Origin of the sequence: Shimia sp. (genome assembly GCF_965227725.1) — a bacterium.
Classification (GTDB): domain Bacteria; phylum Pseudomonadota; class Alphaproteobacteria; order Rhodobacterales; family Rhodobacteraceae; genus Shimia.
Genome location: NZ_CBDDGH010000005.1, coordinates 285087 through 311134 on the forward strand (window position 1 = coordinate 285087; position 26048 = coordinate 311134).

24 protein-coding genes and 1 tRNA gene are annotated in these 26048 nt (G+C 60.2%); 13 read left to right on the forward strand and 12 right to left on the reverse strand.

Annotation, left to right across the window (positions count from 1 at the left end):
• Positions 1-134: 134 nt before the first annotated feature.
• Entirely contained in the window at positions 135-1085 is a 951-nt protein-coding gene (locus ACO07T_RS11685) for an alpha/beta hydrolase (protein ID WP_422049561.1), read from the reverse strand.
• Entirely contained in the window at positions 1085-1375 is a 291-nt protein-coding gene (locus tag ACO07T_RS11690; protein ID WP_209060674.1) for an SCP2 sterol-binding domain-containing protein, read from the reverse strand. The genes ACO07T_RS11685 and ACO07T_RS11690 overlap by 1 nt, the downstream gene beginning before the upstream one ends.
• A 124-nt stretch (positions 1376-1499) precedes the next feature.
• On the opposite strand from ACO07T_RS11690, the gene ACO07T_RS11695 reads away from it, so the two are divergent.
• From ACO07T_RS11695 to ACO07T_RS11720, 6 genes are all read left to right on the forward strand, one after another.
• Positions 1500-2060, forward strand: coding sequence for a tetratricopeptide repeat protein (locus ACO07T_RS11695; RefSeq protein WP_422049562.1), 561 nt, complete (start codon positions 1500-1502; stop codon positions 2058-2060).
• Between the two features lie 39 nt (positions 2061-2099).
• Positions 2100-4982, forward strand: a complete 2883-nt coding sequence (locus ACO07T_RS11700; protein WP_422049563.1) for a helicase-related protein — start codon at positions 2100-2102, stop codon at positions 4980-4982.
• A 3-nt stretch (positions 4983-4985) separates the two neighbouring features.
• A complete protein-coding gene (locus tag ACO07T_RS11705; protein WP_422049564.1) occupies positions 4986-5363 on the forward strand; it encodes an RNA-binding S4 domain-containing protein in 378 nt (125 codons plus the stop codon).
• A gap of 53 nt (positions 5364-5416) precedes the next feature.
• Positions 5417-5755, forward strand: coding sequence for a ferredoxin FdxA (gene fdxA / locus ACO07T_RS11710; RefSeq protein WP_209060666.1), 339 nt, complete (start codon positions 5417-5419; stop codon positions 5753-5755).
• 298 nt (positions 5756-6053) lie between these two features.
• Positions 6054-6563 (forward strand): CarD family transcriptional regulator, encoded by a 510-nt coding sequence (locus tag ACO07T_RS11715; protein WP_209060663.1) that lies wholly within the window; start codon positions 6054-6056, stop codon positions 6561-6563.
• Positions 6564-6680: 117 nt separating this feature from the next.
• Positions 6681-7451, forward strand: a complete 771-nt coding sequence (locus tag ACO07T_RS11720) for a potassium channel family protein (RefSeq protein ID WP_209083640.1) — start codon at positions 6681-6683, stop codon at positions 7449-7451.
• Positions 7452-7493: 42 nt separating this feature from the next.
• On the opposite strand, the gene cobS is transcribed toward ACO07T_RS11720, so the two are convergent.
• The gene (gene cobS / locus ACO07T_RS11725) at positions 7494-8267 is read right to left on the reverse strand and encodes an adenosylcobinamide-GDP ribazoletransferase (RefSeq protein ID WP_422049565.1); all 774 of its coding nucleotides are present in this window, start codon (positions 8265-8267) and stop codon (positions 7494-7496) included.
• 82 nt (positions 8268-8349) lie between these two features.
• Between cobS and cobT the strand changes: the two genes are divergently transcribed.
• Positions 8350-9360, forward strand: coding sequence for a nicotinate-nucleotide--dimethylbenzimidazole phosphoribosyltransferase (cobT, locus tag ACO07T_RS11730; RefSeq protein WP_422049566.1), 1011 nt, complete (start codon positions 8350-8352; stop codon positions 9358-9360).
• Positions 9361-9375: 15 nt separating this feature from the next.
• Here the strand turns inward: cobT and ACO07T_RS11735 are convergent, their stop codons facing one another.
• The gene (locus tag ACO07T_RS11735; protein ID WP_209078113.1) at positions 9376-11259 is read right to left on the reverse strand and encodes a cation:proton antiporter; all 1884 of its coding nucleotides are present in this window, start codon (positions 11257-11259) and stop codon (positions 9376-9378) included.
• Between the two features lie 28 nt (positions 11260-11287).
• The gene (locus ACO07T_RS11740; RefSeq protein WP_209078114.1) at positions 11288-11743 is read right to left on the reverse strand and encodes an Lrp/AsnC family transcriptional regulator; all 456 of its coding nucleotides are present in this window, start codon (positions 11741-11743) and stop codon (positions 11288-11290) included.
• A gap of 157 nt (positions 11744-11900) precedes the next feature.
• Here ACO07T_RS11740 and hppD point away from each other — a divergent pair, with 157 nt between their 5' ends.
• Positions 11901-12998 carry a 4-hydroxyphenylpyruvate dioxygenase gene (hppD, locus tag ACO07T_RS11745; protein ID WP_422049567.1) on the forward strand — a complete coding sequence of 366 codons (1098 nt, stop codon included), beginning with the start codon at positions 11901-11903 and terminating at the stop codon, positions 12996-12998.
• 112 nt (positions 12999-13110) lie between these two features.
• On the opposite strand, the gene ACO07T_RS11750 is transcribed toward hppD, so the two are convergent.
• The 4 genes from ACO07T_RS11750 to ACO07T_RS11765 form a co-directional block, all read right to left on the reverse strand.
• Positions 13111-15636, reverse strand: coding sequence for a hypothetical protein (locus ACO07T_RS11750; protein ID WP_422049568.1), 2526 nt, complete (start codon positions 15634-15636; stop codon positions 13111-13113).
• Positions 15637-15851: 215 nt separating this feature from the next.
• Positions 15852-17144, reverse strand: coding sequence for an O-acetylhomoserine aminocarboxypropyltransferase/cysteine synthase family protein (locus ACO07T_RS11755; protein WP_209060646.1), 1293 nt, complete (start codon positions 17142-17144; stop codon positions 15852-15854).
• Positions 17145-17421: 277 nt separating this feature from the next.
• Entirely contained in the window at positions 17422-18426 is a 1005-nt protein-coding gene (locus ACO07T_RS11760) for a hypothetical protein (RefSeq protein ID WP_422049569.1), read from the reverse strand.
• 99 nt (positions 18427-18525) lie between these two features.
• Complete coding sequence (locus ACO07T_RS11765; protein ID WP_422049570.1) at positions 18526-19137, reverse strand: TetR/AcrR family transcriptional regulator; 612 nt, start codon at positions 19135-19137, stop codon at positions 18526-18528.
• Between the two features lie 120 nt (positions 19138-19257).
• Here ACO07T_RS11765 and ACO07T_RS11770 point away from each other — a divergent pair, with 120 nt between their 5' ends.
• From ACO07T_RS11770 to ACO07T_RS11785, 4 genes are read left to right on the forward strand one after another with little or no spacing between them, the layout of a single operon-like run.
• Positions 19258-20577 carry a flavin-containing monooxygenase gene (locus ACO07T_RS11770; RefSeq protein ID WP_422049571.1) on the forward strand — a complete coding sequence of 440 codons (1320 nt, stop codon included), beginning with the start codon at positions 19258-19260 and terminating at the stop codon, positions 20575-20577.
• On the forward strand, positions 20574-21482 hold the full coding sequence (locus ACO07T_RS11775; RefSeq protein ID WP_422049572.1) for a bile acid:sodium symporter family protein: 909 nt from the start codon (positions 20574-20576) through the stop codon (positions 21480-21482). The genes ACO07T_RS11770 and ACO07T_RS11775 overlap by 4 nt, the downstream gene beginning before the upstream one ends.
• Positions 21479-22417: an SDR family oxidoreductase gene (locus tag ACO07T_RS11780; protein WP_422049573.1), complete on the forward strand. Its 939-nt coding sequence runs from the start codon at positions 21479-21481 to the stop codon at positions 22415-22417. The genes ACO07T_RS11775 and ACO07T_RS11780 overlap by 4 nt, the downstream gene beginning before the upstream one ends.
• On the forward strand, positions 22414-23220 hold the full coding sequence (locus tag ACO07T_RS11785; RefSeq protein WP_422049574.1) for an SDR family NAD(P)-dependent oxidoreductase: 807 nt from the start codon (positions 22414-22416) through the stop codon (positions 23218-23220). Before ACO07T_RS11780 ends, ACO07T_RS11785 begins: the two co-directional genes overlap by 4 nt.
• Positions 23221-23359: 139 nt before the next feature.
• Here ACO07T_RS11785 and ACO07T_RS11790 read toward each other — a convergent pair whose 3' ends face one another.
• Entirely contained in the window at positions 23360-23734 is a 375-nt protein-coding gene (locus ACO07T_RS11790) for a DUF4345 family protein (protein WP_422049575.1), read from the reverse strand.
• Between the two features lie 27 nt (positions 23735-23761).
• Positions 23762-24685 carry an SDR family NAD(P)-dependent oxidoreductase gene (locus ACO07T_RS11795; RefSeq protein ID WP_422049576.1) on the reverse strand — a complete coding sequence of 308 codons (924 nt, stop codon included), beginning with the start codon at positions 24683-24685 and terminating at the stop codon, positions 23762-23764.
• A 133-nt stretch (positions 24686-24818) separates the two neighbouring features.
• On the opposite strand from ACO07T_RS11795, the gene ACO07T_RS11800 reads away from it, so the two are divergent.
• The gene (locus ACO07T_RS11800; protein WP_422049577.1) at positions 24819-25736 is read left to right on the forward strand and encodes a LysR family transcriptional regulator; all 918 of its coding nucleotides are present in this window, start codon (positions 24819-24821) and stop codon (positions 25734-25736) included.
• A 100-nt stretch (positions 25737-25836) separates the two neighbouring features.
• On the opposite strand, the gene ACO07T_RS11805 is transcribed toward ACO07T_RS11800, so the two are convergent.
• A tRNA-Tyr gene (locus tag ACO07T_RS11805) sits at positions 25837-25920 on the reverse strand.
• Between the last annotated feature and the right edge of the window lie 128 nt (positions 25921-26048).

Here is a 26048-nt window from a genome sequence, read left to right on the forward strand (position 1 = left end):
GGAGGTTCAAGGGGCAGCAGCGATGGGCGCGCGTTTACGACGCCCGCAAAGTGAGAGGGGCCAGCCCCTCTGTCACAGCAAGCTGTGCCATTCACCCCGGGATATTTTGCGAATGAGAAAAGGCTGGCTGGCGCTTAGCTGTGTTCGGCAAAGAAGGCGGCGCAGTCATCAAAGATGCGATTGCGGCTTTCCGGCACTTCCATCAACACCTCGTGTTCTCCGGCAGGTACGATATCCAGCGTGCCGTTGGGCCAGCGGCGCATGCGGTCGTGAATGGCGCTGGTGTCCACGATCTGCTCATCCGCCCCAAGGAAGGTGAGGCACGGCGTGTCAGGAGAGGCTTTTTTCTCAAGCTTGCGGCATTCCATCAGCGCCTCATAGACCCAGCGCAGGCTGGGGCCGGCCAGTGAGAGGTCGGGATGATCCGTCATCTGGCGCTGCATATAGGCATACATGCCCGCGTCCTTGGTCAAAGCGTTGCCGTCAAAATCTTGGTCCAGCACGTAGGTTGTGTCGCTGGTGCCCGGTGAAATCATCTGGTCAAAGCCAAAGACTTTGGAGAGCGCGCTGGTGACCCAAGCGGTTGGGCGCATGGTGGGGGAAAGATGAATGCCCCACATCGGTCCGGAGAAGACCGCCGACTTCACCGGCAAGCCGTCATAGATCGCGCGCAGCCCGATGCAGCCGCCCATGGAGTGGCCGACCAAATGATAGGGTTTGGGAAGATCCAGCGCCGCGACAGCTGCCATCACGGCGGCGACGTCGCGTTGAAAATCATCAAAGTGGCCAACATATCCGGCGATCGGATTTTTGATCAGGCGATCGGCCAGACCCTGACCGCGCCAGTCAATGGCGATCATTTCATAACCGCGCGCGCCAAAATCTGCGGCCGCGCGGCCATATTTTTCCACATATTCGGTGCGGCCGGGAAACAGCAACACCGTGCCCTTGGTCGGGCCAGCGGCCGCTTCGCGCTGCCAATGGGCAAAGCGCAAGCGCACCCCGTCTTCTGCTTTGACCCAATAGGCATGTGCCTCAGAGCCTTCGGCAACGTCATGATAAAATGGGGCGCGCTGCAAACTCATCAGGACAGAACGCCGCCCAGTTTCATGGCGGCACCCATGTCGCCGTCAATCGCCAGCTTGCCGGACATGAAAGCGGCGGTTGGGTTCAACTCACCTTCGAGGATGGCCTGGAATGTTTCCACATCCGCGGTCATGGTCACATCAGCGTCTTCGTCGCCTGCGCGCACGCCGTCCGCGTCGATGATGATGGCGCCTTCGCCTTCGATGGCAAATTTGGCGGAGCCGTCAAAGCTCTCACCACCGAGTTTTTCGGTCAGGGCGGTCACTGCGGCAGTTACGATATCGCTCATCTGCTTGATCCTTCACTTTGTTGTGCACATCTTGGGAATCACATGTGCAAGGGCTACAATAATTTACGTTATGGTCAACTTACCGAGTCGTCTCAAACTTATCGTCGCGGCAATTCCTATCGCAATGGGGATTTTGCAACCCGTGATTGCCGCAGGGCCGGCACAGGCGCAGGACGCGGCTGAAAGCGCTGCCCAGCAGGCGGCGGACACGCAGGATGTGGGCGCTTTGCTGGCTGCCTTGGCGGATGCCGACCCCGGCGAGGCAGACCGTCTGGCGGGACAAATCCGCCACATCTGGGATGCCTCAGGCTCCGCCAGTGCCGATTATTTGCTGCGCCGCACCCGCAAAGCCATCGAGGTTGAGGATCTGCAGGCGGCTCTGGCCCATGCGACAGCGCTGACAGATCATGCGCCGGAATTCGCCCAGGGCTGGGCCGAGCGCGCGCGCACCTTCTATGCGCTGGATCTTTACGGGCCTGCGATCAGCGATCTGGAGCATGTTCTGGCTCTCAATCCGCAGCATTTTGATGCGATCATGGGGCTGGCGGTAATGCTGGATCAGATGGGCAAGCCGGAAGACGCCTATGAGGCCTATCTGCAGGTCAAGGCTATACATCCCCATCAGGCAGGCCTAACAGAGGCCTTGGAGCGACTCGAGCCGCAGGTGCGCGGCAAATCGCTCTAAGCAAGATCAGACGACCACGACCAAGAGCTAGGCAAAGATATGGCCGCAGATCGGCGGATCACCGCAGTGTTGGGTCCCACCAACACGGGCAAGACGCATTATGCGATCGAGCGCATGTTGGGCTATCGCACAGGCGTGATCGGCTTGCCTCTGCGCCTGCTGGCACGGGAGGTCTATGACCGGATCGTGGCCGCGCGTGGGCCCTCCGTGGTGGCGCTGGTCACCGGCGAAGAGCGCATCGTGCCGCCGCGTGCCCAATATTGGGTGGCCACGGTTGAGGCGATGCCGGAAGGCCTTGGTGCGGATTTTGTGGCGATTGACGAAATCCAGCTCTGCGCCGATCCGGAGCGCGGGCATGTCTTCACCGACCGGCTGCTGCGGATGCGCGGCACGCAGGAAACCCTGTTTCTGGGCAGTGACACCATGCGCGGCACCATTGCGGAGCTGGTGCCTGAGGCGCAGTTTATGCGGCGCGAGCGCATGTCCACGCTCAGCTATTCCGGCAGCCGCAAGATCAGCCGGATGCAGCCGCGCTCTGCGATTGTCGGGTTTTCCGTCGATAGCGTCTATGCCATTGCCGAGCTGATCCGCCGTCAGAAAGGCGGGGCGGCGGTGGTGATGGGCGCGCTCAGCCCGCGCACGCGCAACGCGCAGGTGGCGCTCTATCAGAACGGCGATGTGGATTATCTGGTGGCGACCGATGCCATCGGCATGGGCCTCAATCTCGATATCGACCATGTGGCCTTTGCCTCCACCACCAAATTTGACGGTCGCCGGATGCGCCCTTTGGCGCCAAACGAGCTTGCACAGATTGCCGGACGGGCAGGGCGGGGTATGAGCCACGGCACATTTGGGGTGACCGGCGAAGCGCCACCTCTGGACGAAGGGGTGGCTGAGGCGATCATGGATCACCGCTTCACCCCGGTGCAGAAACTCAACTGGCGCAATGCGCGGCTGGAGTTTGGCAAGGTGGACGCGCTGATCCGCTCGCTTGAAGAAGCGCCGGATGATCCGCTTTTGATGAAAGCGCGGGAGGCCGATGATCTCCGGGCGCTGAAAACCGTGGCGGCAGAAGCCGAAGTTCAGGCCCGCGCCAGCGACGGCAAATCCGTTCGCCTGCTGTGGGACGTCTGCCGCATTCCGGATTTCCGCGGCATCAGCCACGCCGAACACGCTCAGATGATCGAGCGAATCTTCGGCTTCCTGCATGAGAGCGGACGGGTGCCGGATGACTGGATGGCGCGACAGGTCAAACGGCTGGATCGCACCGATGGCGACATTGACGCACTGTCAAAACGATTGGCGTTTATACGGACGTGGACTTATGTCGCACAGCGCAATAACTGGGTGAGTGATGAAAATCATTGGCGTGGCGAAACGCGCGCGGTAGAAGATCGCCTGTCGGATGCTTTACACGAGCGTTTGACGCAGAGATTTGTGGATCGGCGCACGTCAGTGCTTTTGCGCCGGCTCAAGCAGAAGGAGGCCCTTTTGGCCGAAGTGAATGACAAGGGTGAGGTGACCGTCGAAGGAGAATTCGTCGGTCGTCTTGAAGGGTTCCGTTTCATCGCGGACAAAGAAGCCAGCGGGCAGGAAGCCAAGACGCTGAAACAGGCGAGCTTGCAAGCCCTCGCGCCGCAGTTCCATCTGCGCGCAGACCGCTTCTATAACGCGCCGGATACGGAAATCGACTTCACCGAGCAGGGTGGCCTCATGTGGGGCGAACAGGCTGTCGGTAAGTTGGTGGCCGGTGACGATCCGCTCAAGCCCGGTATTTCCGTGTTTGTGGATGACGAGGCCGGTGCCGAGGTTGCTCAGAAGGTTGAGCGCCGCCTGCAGCACTTCATCGATCGCAAGATCGCCGCGCTGTTTGAACCGCTGTTGAACCTCAGCCGCGACGAAGAGCTGACCGGTCTGGCCCGTGGGTTTGCGTTCCGCATGGTCGAAGCGCTGGGCATCATCCCGCGCGGTGACGTGGCCACCGAAGTCAAAGAGCTGGATCAGGACGCCCGTGGCGCGCTGCGCAAGCACGGCATCCGCTTTGGTCAGTTCACCATCTTCATGCCGCTGCTGCTGAAGCCCGCGCCAACCCGTTTGCGTTTGGTGCTGTGGTCCTTGGCGCAAGGCCTGCAGGAATTCCCCGAAGCACCGCCTCCGGGTCTTGTGACCGTGCCATCGGGCACCAGCCTGCCGCGTGGCTATCACGCCATGGCGGGCTACCGTGCCGCTGGCGAACGCGCGATCCGCATTGATATGCTGGAGCGTCTGGCAGATATGCTGCGCGCCGAAGACAGCCGTGGCGGCTTTGAAGCCAAAGCTGACATGCTCTCGATCACCGGCATGACGCTTGAGCAGTTTGCCGACCTGATGCAGGGTCTGGGCTATGCTGCGGAAAAAGGTGAGCGTGAGAAGGTGAAGGCCGCGCCAGAAGCTGCGCCAGCAGCCGAAGCTGACGCCAGCGAAGCACCGGCAGAGGAAGCCGCTGCTGAGGTACCTGCAGAAGCGCCTGCCGAAGACGCAGCCGTTGAGGCTGCCGCTGAAGTGGCTGTTGTGGAAGCGCCGGAAACAGAAGCTGCGGCTGAAGAGGCGCCTGCGCAGGACGCTGAGACCGAGACAGCGGCTGATGCGGAAGCACAAGCGCCTGAGGTGGAAGTGTTTTACACCTTCACCTGGGCCGGTCGTCAGGGTGGCAACCGTGGTGGCCAGCGTCGCGGTGGCAATGCTCAAGGCGGCAACAAGCGCCGCAATGACACGCAGGGCGGTGACAAACCGCGCGGCAAAGGTGGCAAGCCAAAAGGCAAAGGCCCACGTCGCGACAATGGCCCCAAACAGTTCCAATCCCGTCCTCCCAAAAAGGAGAAGGCGATTGATCCGGACAACCCCTTTGCCGCAGCGCTTATGGGGCTGAAGTCCAAGGACTGACGCGTGAGCGGGCCGTCCCCAAAACTGCGGGTCGACAAATGGCTCTGGCAGGCGCGGTTCTTTAAGACCCGCGGCCTGTCGGCCAAACTTGTCACCGGCGGGCATCTGCGGGTGAACGGCCAGAAAGTTGCCAAAGCGAGCCATGCGGTGAGCATTGGTGACGTGCTGACCTTCCCACAGGCGCGGCGTGTGCGTGTGGTGAAGGTGGCAGCGCTTGGGGAACGGCGCGGTCCCGCACCTGAGGCGCAAACATTATACGAAGATCTGACCCCGGAAGAGAAACCTGTTCCAAAGGCACCGGGTTCAGACGGAAAAGGGCGTCCCACCAAGAAGGATCGCCGCAATCTCGATCTTATGATATCTTCCCGCCTTGAAGATTAAGTCGTGCTGATTTAGTCAGGCACGTGATCTGACGATAAGTGAGCTAACCCAAAATGACCTATGTTGTGACCGACAATTGCATCGCATGCAAATATACGGACTGCGTAGAGGTATGCCCGGTAGATTGTTTTTACGAAGGTGAGAACACGCTGGTGATCCACCCGGACGAATGCATCGACTGTGGTGTGTGCGAACCGGAATGCCCGGCGGACGCCATCCGTCCGGACACGGAGCCGGATATGGAAAAATGGGTTGAGTTCAACCGCAAGTATTCTGAAATCTGGCCAGTGATTATCACCAAGAAAGATCCGCTGCCCGGTCACGAAGAAAAAGACGGCGAGACCGGCAAATTGGAGAAATATTTCTCCGAAGCACCGGGCGAAGGCGGTTAAGCTATCGGTGTCGAGGCGATTCGGTCTGCCCTGTGCATATTGGGATCGCCGCTCCGGCCTAAAAAGAGCGTAACGCTCTGAAGACGCTACGCAAAACACCTTTTTCAGCGGGCTGCGCTTTAAAGGGTCCGTTTTTTGTGTTATATATCCTTCACAGAGGACATAACTGCCTGAGAGCCATCCCCGCATTTGCTGAGGGTGGCTTTTTCTACCAGAGGACATTCCGTTTCGGGAAAGCGCCTTTCCCGAGCGAAATTTTTTGTCTGGCAGGACTGGGGGCCCACAAAGGAAGCACTGCATGAGCAAAGCCAAGAAGAACGAGTTCAGCCCGAACGACTATGTTGTTTATCCCGCACATGGTGTTGGGCAGATCATTTCCATCGAAGAGCAGGAAGTTGCAGGCATGCAGCTGGAGCTTTTCGTGATCTCGTTTGAGAAAGACAAGATGACCCTGCGGGTTCCGACCAACAAAGCCACCCATTTTGGCATGCGCGGTCTGAGCTCCCCTGACGTGATTGATCAGGCGATGAAGACCCTGAAGGGCAAAGCCAAGGTCAAACGCGCCATGTGGTCGCGCCGCGCGCAGGAATACGAACAGAAGATCAACTCCGGTGATCTGATCGCAATTGCCGAGGTGGTGCGTGACCTGCACCGCACCGATGATCAGCGTGAGCAGAGCTATTCCGAGCGTCAGCTTTATGAAGCCGCGCTGGAGCGTCTGACCCGCGAAGTGGCCGCTGTGGCCGGTGGTGATGAAGTCGCCGCAGCCAAGCAGGTCGACGACGTATTGGTGTCGCGCGCCGCATAAGGCCAGCGCCCCATATCTTTCAGAAAAAGACTGCACTTTGGTGCGGTCTTTTTTATTTTTATACAGGGTCTTGCCTGTGATACCTGACCTTAGGTTCCGCCAGTCCAGGAGACAGAGATGCGCGATCTGAAAAAGTTTCTGACCGGGCTATATACCGCGCACACGCCGGGAGCTGTGCGGTTTCGCTACGGGCTGGTCATCTTTGACGCGCTCACGGTGCTGTTCTTTTTCCTGACCGTGAACTTTGAGTATGGCTTTGCGCTGACGGTGCTCAGCCGGGTGGCGGGGGCTGCGATTCTACTGGAACTTCTGGCGCGGCTCTGGGTGTCTGAAGACCGCTGGTTTCTGCTCACACGCATTTACACGCTGGCAGACATCGTGGTGATCGCCAGCCTGTTTCTCGATCTTTTTGTGGCCGGAAACCTCGCTTTCCTCTGGGTGCTACGCGGTCTGCGCCTGATCCAGTCTTACCATCTGCTCTATGACCTGCGCCGGGGCAGCGGCTGGTTTCGCAAACACGAAGACGCCATGGCGGCGGGCATCAACCTCTTTGTCTTTGTGATGCTGGCGGCGGCGACCACACGGGCGTTCTTCATTGATGAAACCGTGACCGACACGCCCTATGTCGACGCGCTCTATTTCACGGTCGCCACGCTCTCAACCACGGGCTACGGCGACATCACGCTTGCCACGCCGCTGGGCAAGCTCTTCTCTGTCTTTGTCATGGTTGTGGGGGTGACCCTGTTCGTGCGGCTCGCGCAGGCGATTTTTCAGCCCGAAAAGGTCAATTTTACCTGCCAGACCTGTGGTCTGATGCGTCATGACCCGGATGCCATCCACTGCAAACACTGCGGCAGCATCGTGCACATCAAGACGCGCGGGGCATAGGCAGGCCCGCGCGAGGCCTGCCCAGAACGCTAGATCGCGCGGTCAGACCGGCCAATCAAACTGCGCGGCCGCCACCAATGTGAACAGAAGCGCAATTTCGGTGACCTGCTGCGTCGCGCCCAGAACATCGCCGGTTTGCCCGCCGATCTTGACCTTGGCGGTTGCGGAACACAGCGCTGCCATCACAAAGGCCACGCCCCCCATCACCACGCCGGGAATACCGGCGCAGCCAAATGCCACCACTGCAGCCAGCGCAAAGCCGGTGATCGCACCGCCTCGTGGCGCGCGTCCCTGAGAATGGCTCAGCCCGTTTGCACGCGCATGGGGCAGGGCGGTCATCACCAGCACCATGGTGCTGCGCGAGAGCATGGCAATCGCCAACAGCCCAAAGAGCCAGACATCCGCCTCCAGCAACAGCGTCACCGCGCCCCAGCGCGCGGCAATCGACAGGCAGAGTGCAATCACGCCGTAGGCGCCGATGCGGCTGTCCTTCATGATCTCCAGCCGACGTGCCGGATCCCAGCCGCCCCAGAAACCATCTGCCGTGTCCGCCAAGCCGTCTTCATGCATCGCGCCGCTCATCACGATCATCGCGGTGAGCCAGATGATTGCCGCCAACACAGGCGGAAGGCCAATCAGCAGCGCGGCGGCGGTAGGCAGCGCTGCCAGAAGCGCGAGCACAGCGCCGGCCAGCCCGTAGGCCCATGCGGCGCGGGCGCCCCGGCTGAAATCAGCGCGCACCGGCAATCGCGTCAAAAGTGCAATCGCGGTGTTGATATCGCGGGGGCGAAAGGGTGACGTGTCGGTAGCAGGCATGTCTGCGTCTTTTCCTGTATTGCCGGGGGCTGGCAATGAGCTAAACAGTGCTGACGATAAGAATTCAACAGGAGCCCCGCCGATGTCCGCAGAATTTTCCACTCTCGCCGCGTTTCAATCGCTTTTGGCGCAGGCCCCCGGCGTGGATCAGCAAGCCATGGGCGAAGCTGAGGCCCGCAACGGCCAGCTGACCAAGCCTCCCGGCGCGCTCGGACGCCTTGAGGATATGGCGATCTGGTATGCGGGCTGGCGCGGCAATCCGCGTCCCTCCATCGAGGCACCACAGGTGATCATCTTTGCGGGCAACCACGGTGTGACCGCGCAGGGGGTGTCTGCCTTTCCGGCGGAAGTCACCGAACAGATGGTGCTGAACTTTCAGCATGGCGGCGCTGCCATCAACCAATTGAGCCGTGCCGCCGGTGCCGATCTGGATGTGATTGCGCTGGATCTGGACACGCCTACGGCAGACTTCACCCAAGGCCCCGCCATGAGCGAAGCCGAAGTGGTGGCCGCGCTGCAGGCAGGTTGGTCTGCGGTCAAAGAGGGCACCGATCTGCTGGTTGTGGGTGAAATGGGCATTGGCAACACCACCAGTGGCGCGGCGATTTCCCACGCGCTCTTTGGCGGCACCTCTGAGGATTGGGTGGGCCGTGGCACCGGTGTGGATGATGCAGGTCTGGCCAACAAAGCCCGCGTGGTGCGCGAAGGCGTGGCCGCGAATGGCACACCCAAAGGTCTTGAGGCGCTGCGCTGTCTGGGCGGGCGTGAGCTGGCAGGCATGGTCGGCGCGATTGCGCGCGCGCGCAGCCTGCGCGTTCCGGTGATCCTGGATGGCTTCATTGCCTCTGCGGCTGCGGCCACGCTGGCGGATGCGCAAGAGGGCGCATTGGATCACGTGATCTCTGGCCACGTCAGCGCCGAAGCGGCCCATGGCGCGGTGCTTGCGCAGCTCGGCAAAGAGCCGATCCTGAGCCTCAACATGCGTCTGGGCGAAGGCTCCGGCGCGGCTGTGGCTATCAACATCCTGAAAGCGGCGGTGGCCTGCCACTCGGGCATGGCCACCTTTGCTGAAGCGGGTGTGACAGACGGCTGATCCAGCGCCCCTTGATCAGGCTTCCTCGCTTGGTTTCTCCTGAAGCTGCGCGAGGAGCACCGCCTCAAGTTCGCTTTCCAACTCTTTGGCGCGCTTGATATATTCGGCATTCTGCGCGCTTGGCACACCTTCGCGCCAGACCTGTGCAAGCTCCTGCACCGCATAGCGGTCGTGTTTGTAAAACGCCTGTTCCGCGCGGGCGGCCTCATATTCGCTGAGACCAATGTTTTCCAGCACATAGCGGCCTGCGCGCAGCGAGCTGTCAAACATCTCCCGCACAATGTCATTCGCCCCGGCATTATAGAGCTGATAGACCGTGCCGCGGTTGTTGGCGCGCGCGATGATGTGCAGATCAGGGCGTTCGCGCCGCGCATAATGCGTGAGCTTGATGGCCGCTGCCGGATCATCCAGCGCCACCACCAGCACACTTGCCTCTTTCAGCCCGGCGGCATGCAGCATCTCAGGGCGGGTCGGATCACCAAAGAACCCTTTGACGCCAAAATGGCGCATGGTTTCGATGGTCTGAATGTTGTGATCCAGCACAACCGTCTCAAAGCCCGAGGCGCGGACAAGGCGGTTTACGATCTGCCCAAACCGGCCAATGCCAGCAATGATCACCGGCCCGGTGCGGTCAATCGTGTCAGGCTCCTGCCGCTCTTCTTCCTTGTCGCCAAAGCGTTTGGAGATCTGATCGTAAAGGATGAACAGCAGCGGCGTGATCAGCATGCTCAGCGCGACAATCAGCAACAGACGCTCCGCCAGTGCAGGCGGCAGCACATTTTGCCCCATGGCGGTGGTGATCAGTACAAAGCCAAATTCCCCCGCCTGCGCCAGCCCAAGCGTAAACAGCCACAGCGCGCGGTGACGCAGGCCAAAGGCGCGGCCGATGCCATAGAGCACCATGGCTTTCAGCGCCATCACCGCAAGCGTCAGCCCAAGGATGTCACCGGGCGCGGCAATAAACACATCCAGATCAATCTGAGCACCGACCGTAATGAAGAACAGCCCGAGCAGCAGGCCCTTGAAGGGGGCTATGTCGCTCTCCAGCTCGTGCCGGAACTCGGAGTTTGCCAGCAGCACCCCTGCGAGAAAGGTGCCAAGCGCGGGGGACAGGCCGACCAGATGCATGAGGAAGGCAATACCGACCACAATCAATAGGGCCAGCGCCGTGTACATCTCCGGCAGATGCGCCGCATGGATAAAGCGGAACACAGGCCGGGTCAGATAGCGCCCGCCAATGACAATGGCCGCCACCACACCCAGCGTCACCAGCGCGATGCCCCATCCGGGGAGACCATCCACAAGAGACAACCCATGTGCAGCGTCTTCATGGCCATGCGCGCCCACCGAAATAGAGCCATCTGCCATCACCTGCGGCACCGCGGCACCCGCCAGCAGCGGCAGGATGATGAGCATCGGGATCACCGCAATGTCCTGCGTCAGAAGCACCGCAAAGGTCGACCGTCCGCCACCGGTCTGCATCAGGCCTTTTTCTGTCAGGGTTTGCAGCACAATTGCCGTGGAGGAGAGGGCAAAGATCATGCCGCAGGCAATCGCTACATTGATGGGCCGGTCCAGCGCCACGGCAAGGGCAAACACGGCCAGCCCGGTAAGCCCCACCTGCAAGCCGCCCAAGCCAACAAGCTTGTCGCGCATCGCCCAAAGCGCGCGCGGGTCCAGCTCAAGCCCGATGATAAACAGCATCATGACCACGCCGAACTCGGCGTAATGCAACAGCTCATCCGCCTCATGGGTGCCCACCAGCCCGAAGATCGGGCCAATGAGAATGCCCGCAGCGAGATAGCCGAGCACCGACCCCAGCCCCAGCCGTGCGGAAATCGGCACGGCAATCACCGTGGTCATCAGAAAAATAGTGGCTGTGTAGAGGGCTTCTTCCATTCTGGTCGTCCGGGCCTTTCTGCTTGGGTTAGGTTGGCAACGGGGCGTCGCGTTTGAGCTGATCCATCACGATCTGGCTTTGCACACGGCTCACTGCGGGATGCGGTAACAACACTTCGTGTATCAAACGGTTAAGCGCTGTCAGGTCTTCGCAATAGGCACGCAAAAGATAGTCCGCATCGCCGGTCAATGTCCAAGCGCTGACAATTTCGGGGCGGGTGCTGATCAGCGTGGCAAAGCTCTGCGATTGCTCTGGTCCGTGGGTGCCAAGCTGTACCTGCACAAAGGCCTGCACCGACAGCCCAAGATGGCCCGCACTCAGCCGCGCGATATAGCCCTCAATATAGCCTTCTGCCTCCAGCCGCTGACGTCGCCGCCCGGCCTGGCTTGGCGACAGGTTCAGGATGTCGCCCAGCTCCTGCGCAGTGAGATGGGCGTTGCGCTGCAACGCGGTGAGCAGGCGCATGTCTGTGTCATCAAGCATATGCGGAATTCTTGCATGGATTTTGGTGTCTAAGAGGATTCTACGCGCTGAATGTAAATATTGCACGTCACTTTGCGGTGTTTACGCGGCAATTGCGCCTTATTTTTGAATGTGAACAGGCAAATGCCATTTGGCTTACCAAAGGAGGAGACGCACCATGGGCCCATTCCCCCACGATGCACCGCGCGCAGAGATTTCCGATTACAACCCGGCAGGCACCGACGGATTTGAATTTGTCGAATTCGCCCACCCCGAGCCGGAGGAGCTGCGCACGCTCTTTGCCAAAATGGGGTACACCCATGTGGCCAATCACAAGACCAAAGCGGTTGAGCTGTGGCAGCAGGGCGATGTGACCTACATCCTCAACATGGAGCCCGGCAGCTTTGCCGCGCGCTTTGTGGAAGAGCACGGCCCCTGTGCGCCGTCTATGGGCTGGCGTGTTGTCGATGCGCAGCAGGCCTATGAGCATGCGGTCTCCAAAGGTGCTGAGCCTTATGACGCGGATGACAAAACCCTGAACTGGCCCGCGATCAAAGGCATTGGCGGCTCGCTGATCTATTTCACCGACCAGTATTATGACAGCTCGCCGTTCAACGAAGAATTTGACTGGCTGGTGACCTCCAAGCCGGAGGGCGATGGTTTCTTCTACCTTGATCACCTGACCCACAACGTCTTCAAAGGCAACATGGACAAGTGGTTCAAGTTCTACGGCGATCTCTTCAACTTCCGCGAAATCCGCTTCTTTGACATCGAGGGCAAGTTCACCGGCCTGTTCTCCCGCGCGCTCACATCGCCTTGCGGCAAGATCCGCATTCCAATCAATGAGGACCGCGGCGAAACCGGCCAGATCGTGAGCTATCTGAAGAAATACAACGGCGAAGGCATTCAGCACATCGCGGTGGGCAGCGACGACATCTACGCCTCCACCGATGCGATTGCCGAAAAAGGCATCAAGTTCATGCCGGGGCCTAATGATGCTTACTATGAGCTGTCAAAAACCCGCGTGGCGGACCACGAAGAGCCGCTGGACCGCATGAAGAAACACGGCATCCTGATTGACGGCGAAGGTGTGGTGAATGGTGGTGAGACCAAGATCCTGCTGCAGATTTTCTCCAAAACCGTGATCGGCCCGATCTTCTTTGAGTTCATCCAGCGCAAGGGTGACGATGGCTTTGGCGAGGGCAACTTCAAAGCGCTGTTTGAATCCATCGAACAGGAGCAGATCAACAACGGGGAAATTCAGGCGGCCGAATAACAGCCGCGGTCACGAGATCCGGCGAAGTCCGGGAGGGAGGGGAGCGCCGTTCCGCAGATATGCGGGCGGCGCTTTTTCCTTTTGCGCTTCGGCGCCGCGCTGTCAGAAGGGTTCAGCCGTCTTTCGGCATCTTCAGCACGAGGTTGCGGCCACTTTTGACATAGCGCAGCTCATCTTCGCCAATCGCCGCCACTTTGCCGCCGTCGATCCGGTCCCCCACCTGCACCTTCTTGTAGCGCCCGCTTGGCAAGCGCACCAAGGCGCGACGGTTTGACGAGGTGCCATAGACCCCGATCAGGCTGGTTTTTCTCAGGTTGATTGCGTTGTTGATGGTGGCCTGACGCGCCACAGAGGCGGTCGACGGAATGGTCGGCACCACGGTGGCGGTGGGCGGCGCGGCGGCAACCGGCGTCGCCGTTTCCGCCTCATTCTGCGTCGCGCGGGCGGCCAGTTGGGCAATATTGGCAGGCTTCTGCCGTGGGCGCAGGGAGGCTGTCACCGCGTATTGGGTCGGGGCACGATCCGCGACACCCACGTCTTGCGCGCTTTCCGGGCGCAACTGCGGGCGAATGCTGGCGAGTTCTGCGCGCGACAGACCGCCAAAGGTGGCGCGCTCGTTCTGCTCCAGCAGATCACTTGGCCGCAGTTTCGGCCGAACGCTCGCCAGCCGCGCATCGCTTTGCAGGCGCAGGGCATCTGCCACAATGATCCGTTTGGGATAGGCCGCAGGCACCACAGGCGGCCGCCCGGCATAGACCATCACACCTTCGGCATTCAGCGCGCCTTCACGTGTGGCCACCACCAAACCGCGCGCGTCCACGTCAAAGGCCACGCTGGCCGACAGCGGATTGACCTGTGTCGGCAGCACCTCATCTGTGGTCAGGGCGTCCACTCCCGGCAGCGCCACCGCGTCCAAGCCAAATGTCAGGCGGTCAATAGAGGCCACATAGATTGTGTCGCTGCTGTCTTCGGTCAGTTCGGCCAGAGGCTCCGGCGCCAGCTGCCAAATGCCGGTCACCGCATAACGCGCCTCAGCTTCTTCAGGTGTCAGCGCCGGGGCTTGCGCGACGATGGGGGCCGCTTCGCCGCCGTCCTCAACGCTCTCTGCCAGTTCTTCTGGGGCGAGGTCTTCAGGGGGCAGGGGCTCCAGCAGCGCGGTTTGCGTGCCATTTGTCCCATCAGGTGTCAGCCCGTCCGGAACAGTGATCGCAATCACCTCTTCCGCCGCAGGCAGCGCGTCAGTGTCTGTCGCGTCTTCGGCCAAAACCGGCGTCTCTTCAGGCTCACCGCTTTCAGACGAAGGTGCTGTCGCAACCTCAACGGCCTGTTCGCGCCCGATCAGCCCGGCAATGCCGTTTTCCAGAAACAGCGACGCCCAGAGCGCCACAAGCCCCATAAAGACAAGCAGCAGCGTGGTCAGGATCAGCCCAAGATGACGCGGTTTGCCGCCCACTTCGCCTTTGCGCGCGCCAAACATTGTGAGGTTCTGTTGGTCTGCACTTGCCGGTTTGGAGGCCTGTTTCTTGTTGCGGCGCGGCTTGGGATCATTGCGCGGCGTCTTTGGCGCAGGGCCAGCCACTTTGGTCTTGTTGCGCGCGCTGGCGAAGGTGCTGGTGTCGCCACCGCTGTCTGCATCACGCATCAGATCAGGGGCATCCTCTTCACCGCGCTCTGCGGTCAGCCCGGCCACCGCTTTGGCCGGATCAAACCGGATGGCGGTCGCATCGCTGTCACGGGGTACGGGGATGCTGGGGGCATTGGTGCCGGTCACATCGCGGGTGGCACCACCCAAGGCGCGTTTGGGCGCGGCGTCCGGCGCATCCCGATGCGCGCGCACAGAGGCAAAACCTGCTGGAGCCTCTGGCGTTGTTTCTGAAGGCGAAGCGCTGTTGTCAGTGTCCTGATCTGTGGCCACATCGTCAGGTGCAGAGACCTCAACTTCCGCAGGTGCCTCCACAGCCACCTCGGCTGGCGCTTCAACAACGGGCTCCTCGGGTGCGGCTTCCGGCAGCTCTGGTTCCGCTTCCACCGCGATCTCTTCCGGGAGGCTCTCAGGGGCAGCGCTGTCAGCCGCAGGCGCCTCGGTGACGGGCAGGGGGCCGGACCCGACCACCTCAATCGCGTTGCGATCAGCCGCCACCTGCAGGCCCGCGCGCTGTGCCGCTTCGGTCAGGCCAAAATCCGGTGCTCCGGCAAAGCTCTCCGCAGGCGGGATCGCCGTGAAACACACCGGATTGAAATCATGCTCCGTGGCAAAGGCCTCCGCCTCGGCCAGGGTCTCGCGCGCCACAGCCGCCACTTGCGGCGTGTCCCTTTGCAGCGACACATCAAACATCAGCTGATCGGCACGGTAAGGCGTGGCGCTCGCCAGCACCTCTTCGGTCTGCATCCGGCGACGGCTCTCGCTCATCTCTCCGGCAGGCAGGTCCAGATATTTGATCTGGTCATTGGGCAGCACCAGCATCGTCTGAAACCCCACGCCGCCCAAAGCGGTCGCCATCTCGCGCAGCTCGGCAAGTTTGGCCGTGAGATCGTCAGACTCCAGCGACACCTCCCCCAGAAGATGCCAGCCGCCTTGAACGCGGGTGAGGAGGCTAATGCCTTGATAAGACAGGGTGAGCGCAAGATCCGGAGTCATGGAACAGCCCTAACATGGTGATGTGCAGGATGCCCGTGTTCCTGCGGAATTGCCGAATTTATAGCAAGTTATCGCCGAAGGGGAAGCAAACACTTGGTGTGATCCGCCCCTTGATGCCTGCCTTTTGAGCCAAAGTTCCATCGCCATAGAAAAAACGCCCCGGCGGGTTTGCGCGGGGCGTTTTGAAAAGCTGTCGTCAGATCGGGCGCGCAGGCTTAGCCATGCGCCTTTCTCAGCGCTTGGTCGAGATCGGCAATCAGGTCTGCCGCCGCTTCGATGCCGATGGAAATCCGCACCACATTTGGCCCGGCTCCCGCCGCTTCCTGCTGCTCTGGTGTCAGCTGGCGGTGGGTGGTGGAGGCGGAGTGGATCACAAGGCTGCGCGCATCGCCGAGGTTGGCCACATGAGAGAAGATCTCAAGGTTCTCCACAAATTTCACACAGGCGGCATAGCCGCCCTTGAGCGCCACGGTGAACAGGCCACCAGCGCCTTTCGGGCAAATCCGCTCCACACGATCATGGTAAGGCGAGCTCTCAAGCCCGGCGTAGGTCACATAATCCACCAGCTCATGGGTCTCGAGCCAGCCCGCGATTTCCTTGGCGTTTTGCACATGGCGCTCCATGCGCAGGCTGAGGGTTTCAATGCCCATCAACGTGTAATGCGCCGCCTGCGGGTTCATGGTCATACCCAGATCACGCAGCCCCACCGCAATGCCGTGGAAGGTGAAGGCCAGCGGGCCAAAGGTCTCGTGGAACTTCAGTCCGTGATAAGCCGGTTCCGGCTGGCTCATGGAGGGGAATTTGTCGCTGGCGGACCAGTCAAACTTGCCGCTGTCCACAATGCAGCCACCGGTGACGGTGCCGTTGCCGGTCAGATATTTGGTGGTGGAGTGCACAACCAATGTGGCGCCAAGGCTGATCGGGTTACAGAGGTACGGTGTGGCCGAGGTGTTGTCGACGATCAGCGGCACACCTGCCTCATCCGCGATTGCCGCGAGCGCTTCGATGTCGCTGATATAGCCGCCGGGGTTGGCCACAGATTCACAGAACACCGCGCGGGTGTTCTCATCCACGGCGGCTTTCACCGCGTCCAGATCATCGGTGTCGACAAATTTCGCGGACCAGCCAAAGCGTTTGATGGTCTGGCTGAACTGGGTGACCGTGCCGCCATAAAGACGGTTGGAAGCCACCACATTGCAGCCCGGCTGCATCAGCGGGAACAGCGCCATGATCTGTGCTGCGTGACCCGAAGAACAGCAAACCGCACCAACGCCCCCTTCAAGCGTGGCAATGCGCTCTTGCAGAACCGCCACGGTCGGGTTGGTCAGGCGGGAGTAGATATAGCCCACTTCCTGCAGGTTGAAGAGCGCGGCGGCGTGTTCTGCATCGCGAAACACATAGGCGGTGGACTGATAAATCGGTGTCTGGCGTGCGCCGGTCGCCGGATCCGGCCGCGCGCCCGCATGAATTTGCAATGTGTCAAAACCGTAGGTGGGTCCGTCGGTCATGTTGTCTCTCCCTAAAAAGTCTTGCCAAAGTGATAGGGGGCTGTCGGCTACCGCGCAACAGAACAACGCACAACTTTGTGATGAAGTCCATTCAACCCAGGGAAAAAATGGCTGTGCATCAAGAATTTAGAAGGGTTGTTCTCTATAGCTGTGCGCGCTTGGATCATGTCGCTGAAAAGCGCCAAAATAGAGAACATAATCTTGGCGGCCTGGGTCGCACCAAAAGCTTTTAGAACCAGAAATGCTAGCTGGCCCCGTCGTCTGTCTCGGGGCAGGATTAGCGCAGCCAATAACCGTTCTTTTTCAGCGTGTTACGTATGGCTTGTTCGCGTCGCGGCAGGTGTTCGCGATCAAACAGCGCCCGCGCTTTATGCCCGCGCTTTTGATAGATCATCCGCTTGAAGGGCTCATATTGTTTCAGCACCTTCTTGATCCGGTTGGGGGCGGCAATCTCCTCAAGTGCTGCGACCACATGATCGGCCTCCCGCGCATAAAGCAGTGGCATCAGCCGGTAGTGACAGCTCACCGACCCATCAAGCAGCCCCTCAGGCAGCGCATCCCGCCCGCCACCAAGCCCATGGATCACCAGCGGCAGCGCAATCTGATCGAGCCAGGGCCGCAATGTCTGGGAGGCCAGTGCGTCCGGCGGGTCGTTCTGAATGCTGGTGGCATATTTCAGAAAGCGCGCGCCAAACATCTTGGGGCATTTGTAGTAGAAGAACCCGGCGTTGAAATAGAGATAGCGCCGCCAGTACTCGTCTGGCTGGCTCAGATCGAGGGAGCTTTCAAAGTCGAGCCCGAAGCGGTCATAGAGCGCTTTCCAAATCCCGTTGTAGCCCGGCCCATAGAGCGGCGGCTCCGGCCATGTGCCTTCCACCCGCAGGCTTGCGGAAGGGCGCTCAAAATCGAACGGCACTTTGGTGATGTCATCAAGGATCAGCGTGTCACTGTCAAAGAAGACAAAGGGCTCCCCTTCAGGCAGCGCGCTCAGCAGTTCGATCTTATTGCCATAAGGATAGTCCTCGCCAAAGGCGCGGCTTTCAAACGGCAGGATTTCTGCTTCCAGCTCTTCCAGCAGCTCGCGCACCTGCGGGTTGCCGATGCGCACGTCTTTCTCCCAGCGTGGCCCGGGCTGCGGCTCAGCCACAAACAGGCGGCCGGCAAAATTGGGGGACTTGGCGCGCAGCGAGGCCGCAAACAGCGCCGCCTCATATTGCAAGCGCCCGTTCTGCCCCACAACAACGATGTTGAATCTCTGTGATTTCAAAGGCTTTTTTGCCATCTGCTCTGCTGCTCTGCGCGATTGTTTTTGCAACTATAGGCCTGCAGGCAGAGTTGCAAAAGCGCGCATTCGATTTTTTTGCAAAGGCGGTCTTTCCGGTCACCGTGCCTGTGCCGCACTGGCCTCTATACCTGCCGCGCAGAAGGTCACCAGCTCACTCAGGCGGCTTTTGGCATCTTTGCGGCTGTCACCAAGCGCCTCCATCCGCCATTGCGCGGTCAAAAGCGCCAGCATTCCGGCAACGGAATAGACAAATCCGGTGGCCACTGCGGCCCGGGCCTGAGGCGGGTAGAGCGCTGCGATTTCTTCCACAAACTGCATGGCGGTGGGGTCAAAACACACCGAAGCCAGCTCTTGCCAGCGGGTGTCAGAGGAGACAATCGCCACCAGCCGCGCATAGGCCAGCCACTGCACATCGCCGCAGTCTGCCCGGGACAGATATGGCTCAAAATAACAGGTGAGCGCGGCGTTGAGTGTGACCCCATCTTGGGATTTGCAGGCCTCAAGCGCTTCGGTCCGTGCGGCGTTCAGAATGTCGGCACGGCGCGCCACCACCCGCCAGAACAGCTCTTCCTTACTGCCGCCATGGTGGTTCACCAGCGCGCCCTGAACCCCCGCCTCAGCGGCGATATCGCGAATCGATGCCGCATCGTAACCATGGCGCGAGAACACCCTTTCCGCTGCGTCAAAGATCCGTGTCCGGGTCTCCAAAGCCTTCTTTGATGGGGCCCTTTGTCTTTGTTTTTCTTGCAGGAAATCACGGCTCATAAAAACAGCTTGCCTTATATTTAACGACCGTTCAACTTAAATAACGTTCTCAAGGAGACCGGAATGTCAGAAACGCGCGAAAAATTCGCCCTCGTCGGGGCGGGGCCGATGGGTTTGGCCATGGCCAAGGTGCTGCGCGCGCAGGGCATCGCTTTTGATGGCTTTGAGTTGCACTCTGATGTGGGTGGGCTGTGGGACATCGAGGGGCCGCGCTCGACCATGTATGAAAGCGCGCATCTGATCTCCTCAAAGACCATGACGGAGTTTGCGGATTTTCCCATGGGTGCGGAGGTGGCGGAATACCCGTCCCACCGCGAGATGGCCCGCTATTTTCGCGACTTCGCAGAGCATTTTGATCTGCGCCGCCATTTTCGGTTTGGGGCGGAGATCACAGAGCTAGCGCCGGAAGGGGACAACGGCGCGGGCTGGCGTGTCATTTGGCGACAGGGAGGGCAAACGCATAGCGCCGTCTATGCGGGCGTTTTGATCGCAAATGGCACGCTCAGTACCCCTAATATGCCCAGGTTTCCGGGCCAGTTTGACGGCGAGCTGCTGCATGCCGCCGCCTATCGCCACCCGGAGCAATTTGCCGGCAAACGTGTGCTGGTGGTGGGGGCAGGCAACTCGGGTTGCGACATCGCGGTGGATGCGGTGCATCACGCGCAAAGCTGCGATCTGTCGATGCGGCGCGGCTATTATTTCGTGCCCAAATACGTCTTTGGCAAACCGGCTGACACCATGGGCGGCGCGATCAAGCTGCCGATGTGGCTCAAACGTCGGGTTGATGGGCTGATCCTCAAGTGGTTTGTCGGCAATCCTCAGAAGTATGGTTTTCCCAAGCCCGACTACAAACTTTATGAAAGTCATCCGGTGGTGAATTCGCTGGTGCTCTATCACGCGGGCCACGGCGATCTGACCATCCGCGCGGATATCGCCGATATTTCCGGGAAAACGGTGACTTTCACGGACGGCGCGCAAGCCGACTATGATATGATCCTTGCGGCAACCGGCTATAAACTCGACTATCCGTTCATCGACCAAAAACTGCTCAACTGGCAAAAAGATGCACCACATCTCTATCTGAACGCCATGCATCCGGAGCGCGATGACCTCTTTGTGCTGGGCATGGTGGAGGCCACGGGGCTTGGCTGGCAGGGACGGCACGAGCAGGCGGAAATGGTCGCGAGATACCTACGCGGGCTGAGAAGCGGCAGTGCTGCGGCGAAAAAACTCCAGCGTGAGAAGCGGTCCGGCTTCACCCGCGCAACCGGTGGAATGTCTTACCTCGAACTGCCGCGCATGGCCTACTACGTTGACAAGGCCACATACCGTGGCGCTGTGATGCGCTGGATCAAAGCGCTAGAGGCGGAGCAACCCAAATGACTGAGGCCAGTCTGGATGAGGTTGTGCTGAACTTCAGCGCAACCTCATTGACCGTGCTTAATGCGGTTCTGGCGGTGGTGATGTTTGCCATTGCCATCGACCTGACACCTGCCGATTTCCGTCGGCTGGTCCAGGCACCGCGCGCCTTGGTCACGGGATTGGTGTCGCAATTTCTACTGCTGCCTGCCGTGACCTTTGTGCTGGTGCTGCTCACCCAGCCGCAGCCCTCCATCGCATTGGGGTTGATGCTGGTGGCGGCCTGTCCGGGCGGCAATATCTCCAACTACATCACCCATCGTGCGGGCGGAAACGCGGCCCTTTCCGTGTCCATGACCGCATTTGCCACCGTCGGCGCCATCCTGATGACGCCGCTCAACATCGCGTTCTGGGGTGCGCTTTACGCGCCAACGCGCGCGATCCTGCAGGCCACGCAGATTGATCCGGTATCGGTTGCGATCACGGTGGGGCTTATGCTGATCCTGCCTCTGGTGCTTGGCGTGTCGCTCAACAGCGCGCGCCCCGAGCTGACAGCGCGCCTGCGCCGCCCGCTGCAGAATGTGGCCATGGCCATTTTCATCGCCTTTATTGTCTTGGCGCTGATTTCCAACTGGGACTACTTTTTGCAATTTGCGACCGCTGTGGCCGCGCTGGTGCTCCTGCACAACGCTTTGGCTCTGACCACCGGCTTCAGCATCGCCAGCGTGATGGGGCTTTCGGCCTATGACCGACGCGCGGTCACCATCGAAACCGGTATTCAGAACTCAGGCCTCGGCCTGATCCTCATTTTTGGCTTTTTCGGCGGGCTTGGCGGCATGGCCGTTGTGGCTGCGTTCTGGGGGATTTGGCATGCGATTACCGGCCTCGGTCTGGCCATGATCATGAACCGGACAGAGGCGGCAAGATGACCCGTATCCTGATAACCGGGGCCGCTGGCATGGTCGGCTCAGCCCTTCTGGCGGAGCTCGCCAGAACCAGCCATGAGGTCATCGCCTGTGATGTGCAGGCCCCCGAAGAGCTGCCCGCCAATGCGCGGTTTCATCCCATGGATGTCACCACCGATGCCCCGCTGCGGGTGATTGCCCGCTATCAGCCCGATGTGATTGTGCATCTGGCCTCCGTTGTGACGCCCCCCAAAGACAGCACGCGGGAGATGGCCTATGCTGTGGATGTGGTCGGGACCCGCTCTGTTGTGACCGCAGCCCTTGCGGCTGGCACCAAGCGTCTGGTGATCACCTCCTCAGGCGCTGCCTACGGCTATCACGCGGACAACCCAGTGCCGCTGCGTGAAAGTGATGACATCCGGGGCAATGCGGAATTTGCCTACGCCCATCACAAACGTCTGGTCGAGGAGTTTCTGGCCGAGGTGCGCCACAACGCGCCATTCCTCGAACAGGTGGTGCTGCGGGTCGGCACAGTGCTTGGGCGTCGCACCGACAATCAGATCACTGATCTCTTCCACAAACCGCGCCTTCTGGCGGTGCAGGGCAGCGACAGCCCCTTTGTCTTTGTCTGGAACCGGGATCTCGCCCGCATTCTGCTGCGCGCGGCCACGGATGGGCCTGCAGGCATATATAATGTCGCTGGCGACGGCGCGCTCAGCGTGGATGATCTTTCCGATATGATGGGCAAGCCGGTGTTGCGGCTGCCCGCCTGGCTGCTGCGCACCGCGCTCGCCGTGGCGCGCCCGCTTGGGCTGACGCAATATGGCCCGGAACAGGTCCGCTTCCTGCAATACCGCCCCGTACTCTCCAACACCGCTCTGAAACGAGATTTTGGCTACACACCGGAGAAATCCAGCCGCGAGGTGTTTGAGTTCTGGCATCGGAACCAGCGCTTATGAGTAAGCTGCGCGGGGCAGGGCGCAAAACCGCCGTGATTTCCGGTGGCGGCGGCGGGCTTGGCTCCGCTCTTTCAAAACAGCTGCAAGAGCAGGGCTGGCAGGTGGTGCTGCTTGATCGTGAGGTCAGCGGGCTGCAGATCTCAAACACGCAACTACCGATGAAATGTGATCTCACAGATCCAGCGCAGCTTGCCGCCTGTTGTGAGAAAATTCTGGCCTGCTTTGAGCGTATTGACCTGCTGGTCTATGCGGCGGGTGTCACCACGATTGGACCGGTGGCCAAACTCTCAGACCCCGCGCACCGACATCTCTTTGAGGTCAACTATTTCGCCGCTGTCGCTATGGCGCAGGCGTTTCAGAAAGCCCTGCGCCAAAGTCAAGGCGCCCATCTTGTGCTCACCTCCGTGGCAGGATTTGCCCCGCTCTACCAACGCGCGGCCTATGCCGCCTCCAAACACGCCATGGCCGGTTTTTTCGGCTCTCTCAGGGCGGAGGAGAAAGCTTTTGGCGTGCGGGTCTGTGTCGCCGCCCCGTCTTTTGTGGCAACCAATCCCGAGGGCCGTACCGATGCGCTCGGAATCTCACCGCCGGGCAGTGCGGCTGACGCGGTGGACGCCATGACACCGCAACAGGCCGCCACCGCAATTCTGCGCGGGTTTCGCCAAGGCAGGGATTTTGTGGCGGTGGGCCGCGTGTCCAAACTCGCCCATATGCTCAACCGCGTGTCGCCCTCCTTCTATCAATGGCTCATGGCGCGCACGATCAAAGGCGAAGCGGGGGAGGCGACGGATCGCGAGGCTTGAACGGCCTGGCAAATGTCTCCGTTTGTCCAACGCGACCAAAGTGGTCGACTCTGTTCAGAGTTCCAAAAAATTCACTCAGCCCGGGTCTCGCATCAGGCTGAGTGGATTTGTGGGGGGTGCTTTGCGGCTTGGTCGCCTGTCACATACTGGTTGAGGTGTAGGCCGTCATCAAAATCGCAATGATCACCAGTTCCACCACAAGTGGCGGCACCACAGCCTTGTCAAAACCATCTGCGAGTATGCCAATGATCCGTCCGGCCGCGACCGCTGCCATCACAATGGAAACAGCAACATACCCAAGGGTTTGCCCTGTGGTCAGCCCGATCACCAAAAGCGCGACCGAGGCCAGAAACAGCCCACCAATCACGGATCGGATCGTGCTGAGGCCGGGTGTGCCAACCGGCTCAATCGCGAAATTTGCAACCATGCGCCGTGGGGCAAACATGGACATGAGGCCAAGCGCCGTAAGCGCGACGGTGGCAGCGATGACAAGAATATTCAGTGTGAGGTCCATTTCTAGGCTCCTTTCTGGGAGAGAGTGTCACGCAAACCGCATCATCGCGTCGCTTGCGTTGTCCTGAGTGGTGGTGTCTGCAAAGGTGGCGTCGATGCTGACCTGATCGACCAAAGCTCCGGTGGGATAGCCCGCCTTGCTGGCATAGAAATGCCCGGTCTCAAACTCAGGGTTGAACAGGCCATCGACGTAGCGTTTCGCGCCGGTTTCAACGCTGTGCATCATGCCAAACAGCGGCATCAGCACGCCCCCGACATGTTTGAAAATGACCCGTTTGAGAAACGGCAGATCGTCAAACCCTGCAGTCCCCGCCGTGCCGCCGGGGCTCATGCTGACAAAGCGAACATGCGGATGTTTGCGCGCCATGGCCCCCATCCAGAGCGTCGCTGCGAGTTTGACATAGCCGTAGGTCTGCATCGGATCGCCCTCCGGCCCGAATTTGTTGCCATTGGCAATGGATTCAAATTCTTCCGGCGATCCGCTTGCCAGATCCGGGCGTTGCATCCCCATTTTCGGAATGCCTCGCGCCGCCTCAGAGCTGGCATAGAGCACCGTTGAGGTGATGAGCTGGCGCGACATCAATTCATTCACCAGCACGATATGGCCAAGCACATTGGTGGCAAAGATGGTGGTGACACCCTCGTTGGTCAGCGCATTGGGCTTTTGACCTCCGGTGCCACCGGCATTGAGCACCACCGCGTCAATCGGCGTGGTCAATGCGGCCACCGCCGCGCGCACTGTCTCGGGCGCGGTGACATCCATCAGCACGATCTCAAACATCTTGCGCCCGGTCTCGGTTTCAAGCGCGTTTCGGGCTGCCTCCGCTTTCGCCTGATTTCGGCAGGCAAGGTAGATTTTTTCCACCCCGTTTCGCATCGCCAACTGGCGGGCAGCCTCTCGGCCAAGCCCGGCATTGGCGCCTGTGATCAGGACAGTTTGAATGGGTTTCACAGCGCATTTCCTCCGTTTGCAGGTCTCGGGATCTCTCCCGCTATGCTCAGGAAATTAGGGTGTTTGAAAATAGGCGTGTATCCGGGTAAATTTGAACACAGCGGTTCATTTTTGAACCACAGAAGGGGGCGCAGTGGACGGTGATGCTTTGAATTGGGACGATCTGAAAGTCTTCTTGGCCGTGGCGCGCACGGGCACCATTCGGGGCGGGGCCGACAGCATGCATGCTAATCACACAACTCTCGCCCGACGCCTTACGGTGATGGAGGAACGTCTGGGCAGCCGGCTGTTTGACCGCTCCAAACAGGGATTGGCCCTCACGCAGCTGGGCGAAGATCTGCTGCCCTATGCAGAACGGGTCGAAGAAGAAATGACCGCCGCCGCCCGTGCGATTGTCGGGCGCGATGCGCAGCCTTCAGGCACCATCTATCTGACCCTGCCGCATGGGCTGGCCATGACGTCAATCGCCGATGACCTGAGCGCCTTCGCCGCGCTCTATCCCGATATTTCGCTGAATATGACCTTTTCCAACGATGTGGCCGATCTCACGCGCCGTGAAGCGGATGTCTCACTGCGCGTCGCAGATACGGTCACCGATGATGTGGTCGGTCGCAAGCTCGTGCAGATGTCCCAAGCCGCCTATTGCAGTCCTGATTATGCGGCGCGGGTGCGCGACAATCATGGGGAGGGGCTGCATCTCATCGGCTGGCACGAGCCCGAAGGAGAGGTCACTGCAAAATGGGTGCAGCAAAGCTGCTATCCCAAGGCGCAGCTCAAGCATCGTGTCTCTGAACTTGTGCCTCTGACAAATCTTGCTGCGGCGGGGTTGGGCATGGCTTATCTGTCTTGCAGCATCGGAGACCGACACCCCGGCCTGATCCGCGCCCCTTTTCAAACACCGCTGCCATACCGCAACCTCTGGCTGCTTCTGCACCGCGATTTGCGCAACACGGCCCGTGTGCGCCTGTTCGTGGATTTCCTCGCAGCTAGAGTCACCGCCCGCAAAAACGAATTCTGGGTGGCAGGTACAAAACCGCGGGAGGTGGCATAGCCAAAAGCTCTCAACGCTAAGAGCACGTGTCCAATAAGTCTGGATAAGGCCAGAGCTTCCACATCCAAAATCTGTGCTAAGTCACTGATAAGATGGAAAGTGGTGGGCGACCTTGGAATCGAACCAAGCGTGCGTCTCCGCGAGGGAGTTACAGTCCCCTGCCACACCTTGCGGCCTGTCGCCCACTCTCCTGAGGCGCGCTGGCCTCGTTGGTGTGAGGGGGTGATTACTGTGATGCGCGGGGGGCGTCAACCAGAAAAGTGGTTGCGTGAGGCGCTTCTTTTGCCCATTGGTGAAACCCTCTTATTTTGA

Excerpts from the sequence above, each read along its gene's own strand:
- ACO07T_RS11685 (WP_422049561.1), bottom strand. The coding sequence starts at position 1,085 with ATGAGTTTGCAGCGCGCCCCATTTTATCATGACGTTGCCGAAGGCTCT.
- ACO07T_RS11690 (WP_209060674.1), bottom strand. The coding sequence starts at position 1,375 with ATGAGCGATATCGTAACTGCCGCAGTGACCGCCCTGACCGAAAAACTC.
- ACO07T_RS11695 (WP_422049562.1), top strand. The coding sequence starts at position 1,500 with ATGGGGATTTTGCAACCCGTGATTGCCGCAGGGCCGGCACAGGCGCAG.
- ACO07T_RS11700 (WP_422049563.1), top strand. The coding sequence starts at position 2,100 with ATGGCCGCAGATCGGCGGATCACCGCAGTGTTGGGTCCCACCAACACG.
- fdxA (WP_209060666.1), top strand. The coding sequence starts at position 5,417 with ATGACCTATGTTGTGACCGACAATTGCATCGCATGCAAATATACGGAC.
- ACO07T_RS11715 (WP_209060663.1), top strand. The coding sequence starts at position 6,054 with ATGAGCAAAGCCAAGAAGAACGAGTTCAGCCCGAACGACTATGTTGTT.
- ACO07T_RS11720 (WP_209083640.1), top strand. The coding sequence starts at position 6,681 with ATGCGCGATCTGAAAAAGTTTCTGACCGGGCTATATACCGCGCACACG.
- cobS (WP_422049565.1), bottom strand. The coding sequence starts at position 8,267 with ATGCCTGCTACCGACACGTCACCCTTTCGCCCCCGCGATATCAACACC.
- cobT (WP_422049566.1), top strand. The coding sequence starts at position 8,350 with ATGTCCGCAGAATTTTCCACTCTCGCCGCGTTTCAATCGCTTTTGGCG.
- ACO07T_RS11735 (WP_209078113.1), bottom strand. The coding sequence starts at position 11,259 with ATGGAAGAAGCCCTCTACACAGCCACTATTTTTCTGATGACCACGGTG.
- ACO07T_RS11740 (WP_209078114.1), bottom strand. The coding sequence starts at position 11,743 with ATGCTTGATGACACAGACATGCGCCTGCTCACCGCGTTGCAGCGCAAC.
- hppD (WP_422049567.1), top strand. The coding sequence starts at position 11,901 with ATGGGCCCATTCCCCCACGATGCACCGCGCGCAGAGATTTCCGATTAC.
- ACO07T_RS11750 (WP_422049568.1), bottom strand. The coding sequence starts at position 15,636 with ATGACTCCGGATCTTGCGCTCACCCTGTCTTATCAAGGCATTAGCCTC.
- ACO07T_RS11755 (WP_209060646.1), bottom strand. The coding sequence starts at position 17,144 with ATGACCGACGGACCCACCTACGGTTTTGACACATTGCAAATTCATGCG.
- ACO07T_RS11760 (WP_422049569.1), bottom strand. The coding sequence starts at position 18,426 with ATGGCAAAAAAGCCTTTGAAATCACAGAGATTCAACATCGTTGTTGTG.
- ACO07T_RS11770 (WP_422049571.1), top strand. The coding sequence starts at position 19,258 with ATGTCAGAAACGCGCGAAAAATTCGCCCTCGTCGGGGCGGGGCCGATG.
- ACO07T_RS11775 (WP_422049572.1), top strand. The coding sequence starts at position 20,574 with ATGACTGAGGCCAGTCTGGATGAGGTTGTGCTGAACTTCAGCGCAACC.
- ACO07T_RS11780 (WP_422049573.1), top strand. The coding sequence starts at position 21,479 with ATGACCCGTATCCTGATAACCGGGGCCGCTGGCATGGTCGGCTCAGCC.
- ACO07T_RS11785 (WP_422049574.1), top strand. The coding sequence starts at position 22,414 with ATGAGTAAGCTGCGCGGGGCAGGGCGCAAAACCGCCGTGATTTCCGGT.
- ACO07T_RS11790 (WP_422049575.1), bottom strand. The coding sequence starts at position 23,734 with ATGGACCTCACACTGAATATTCTTGTCATCGCTGCCACCGTCGCGCTT.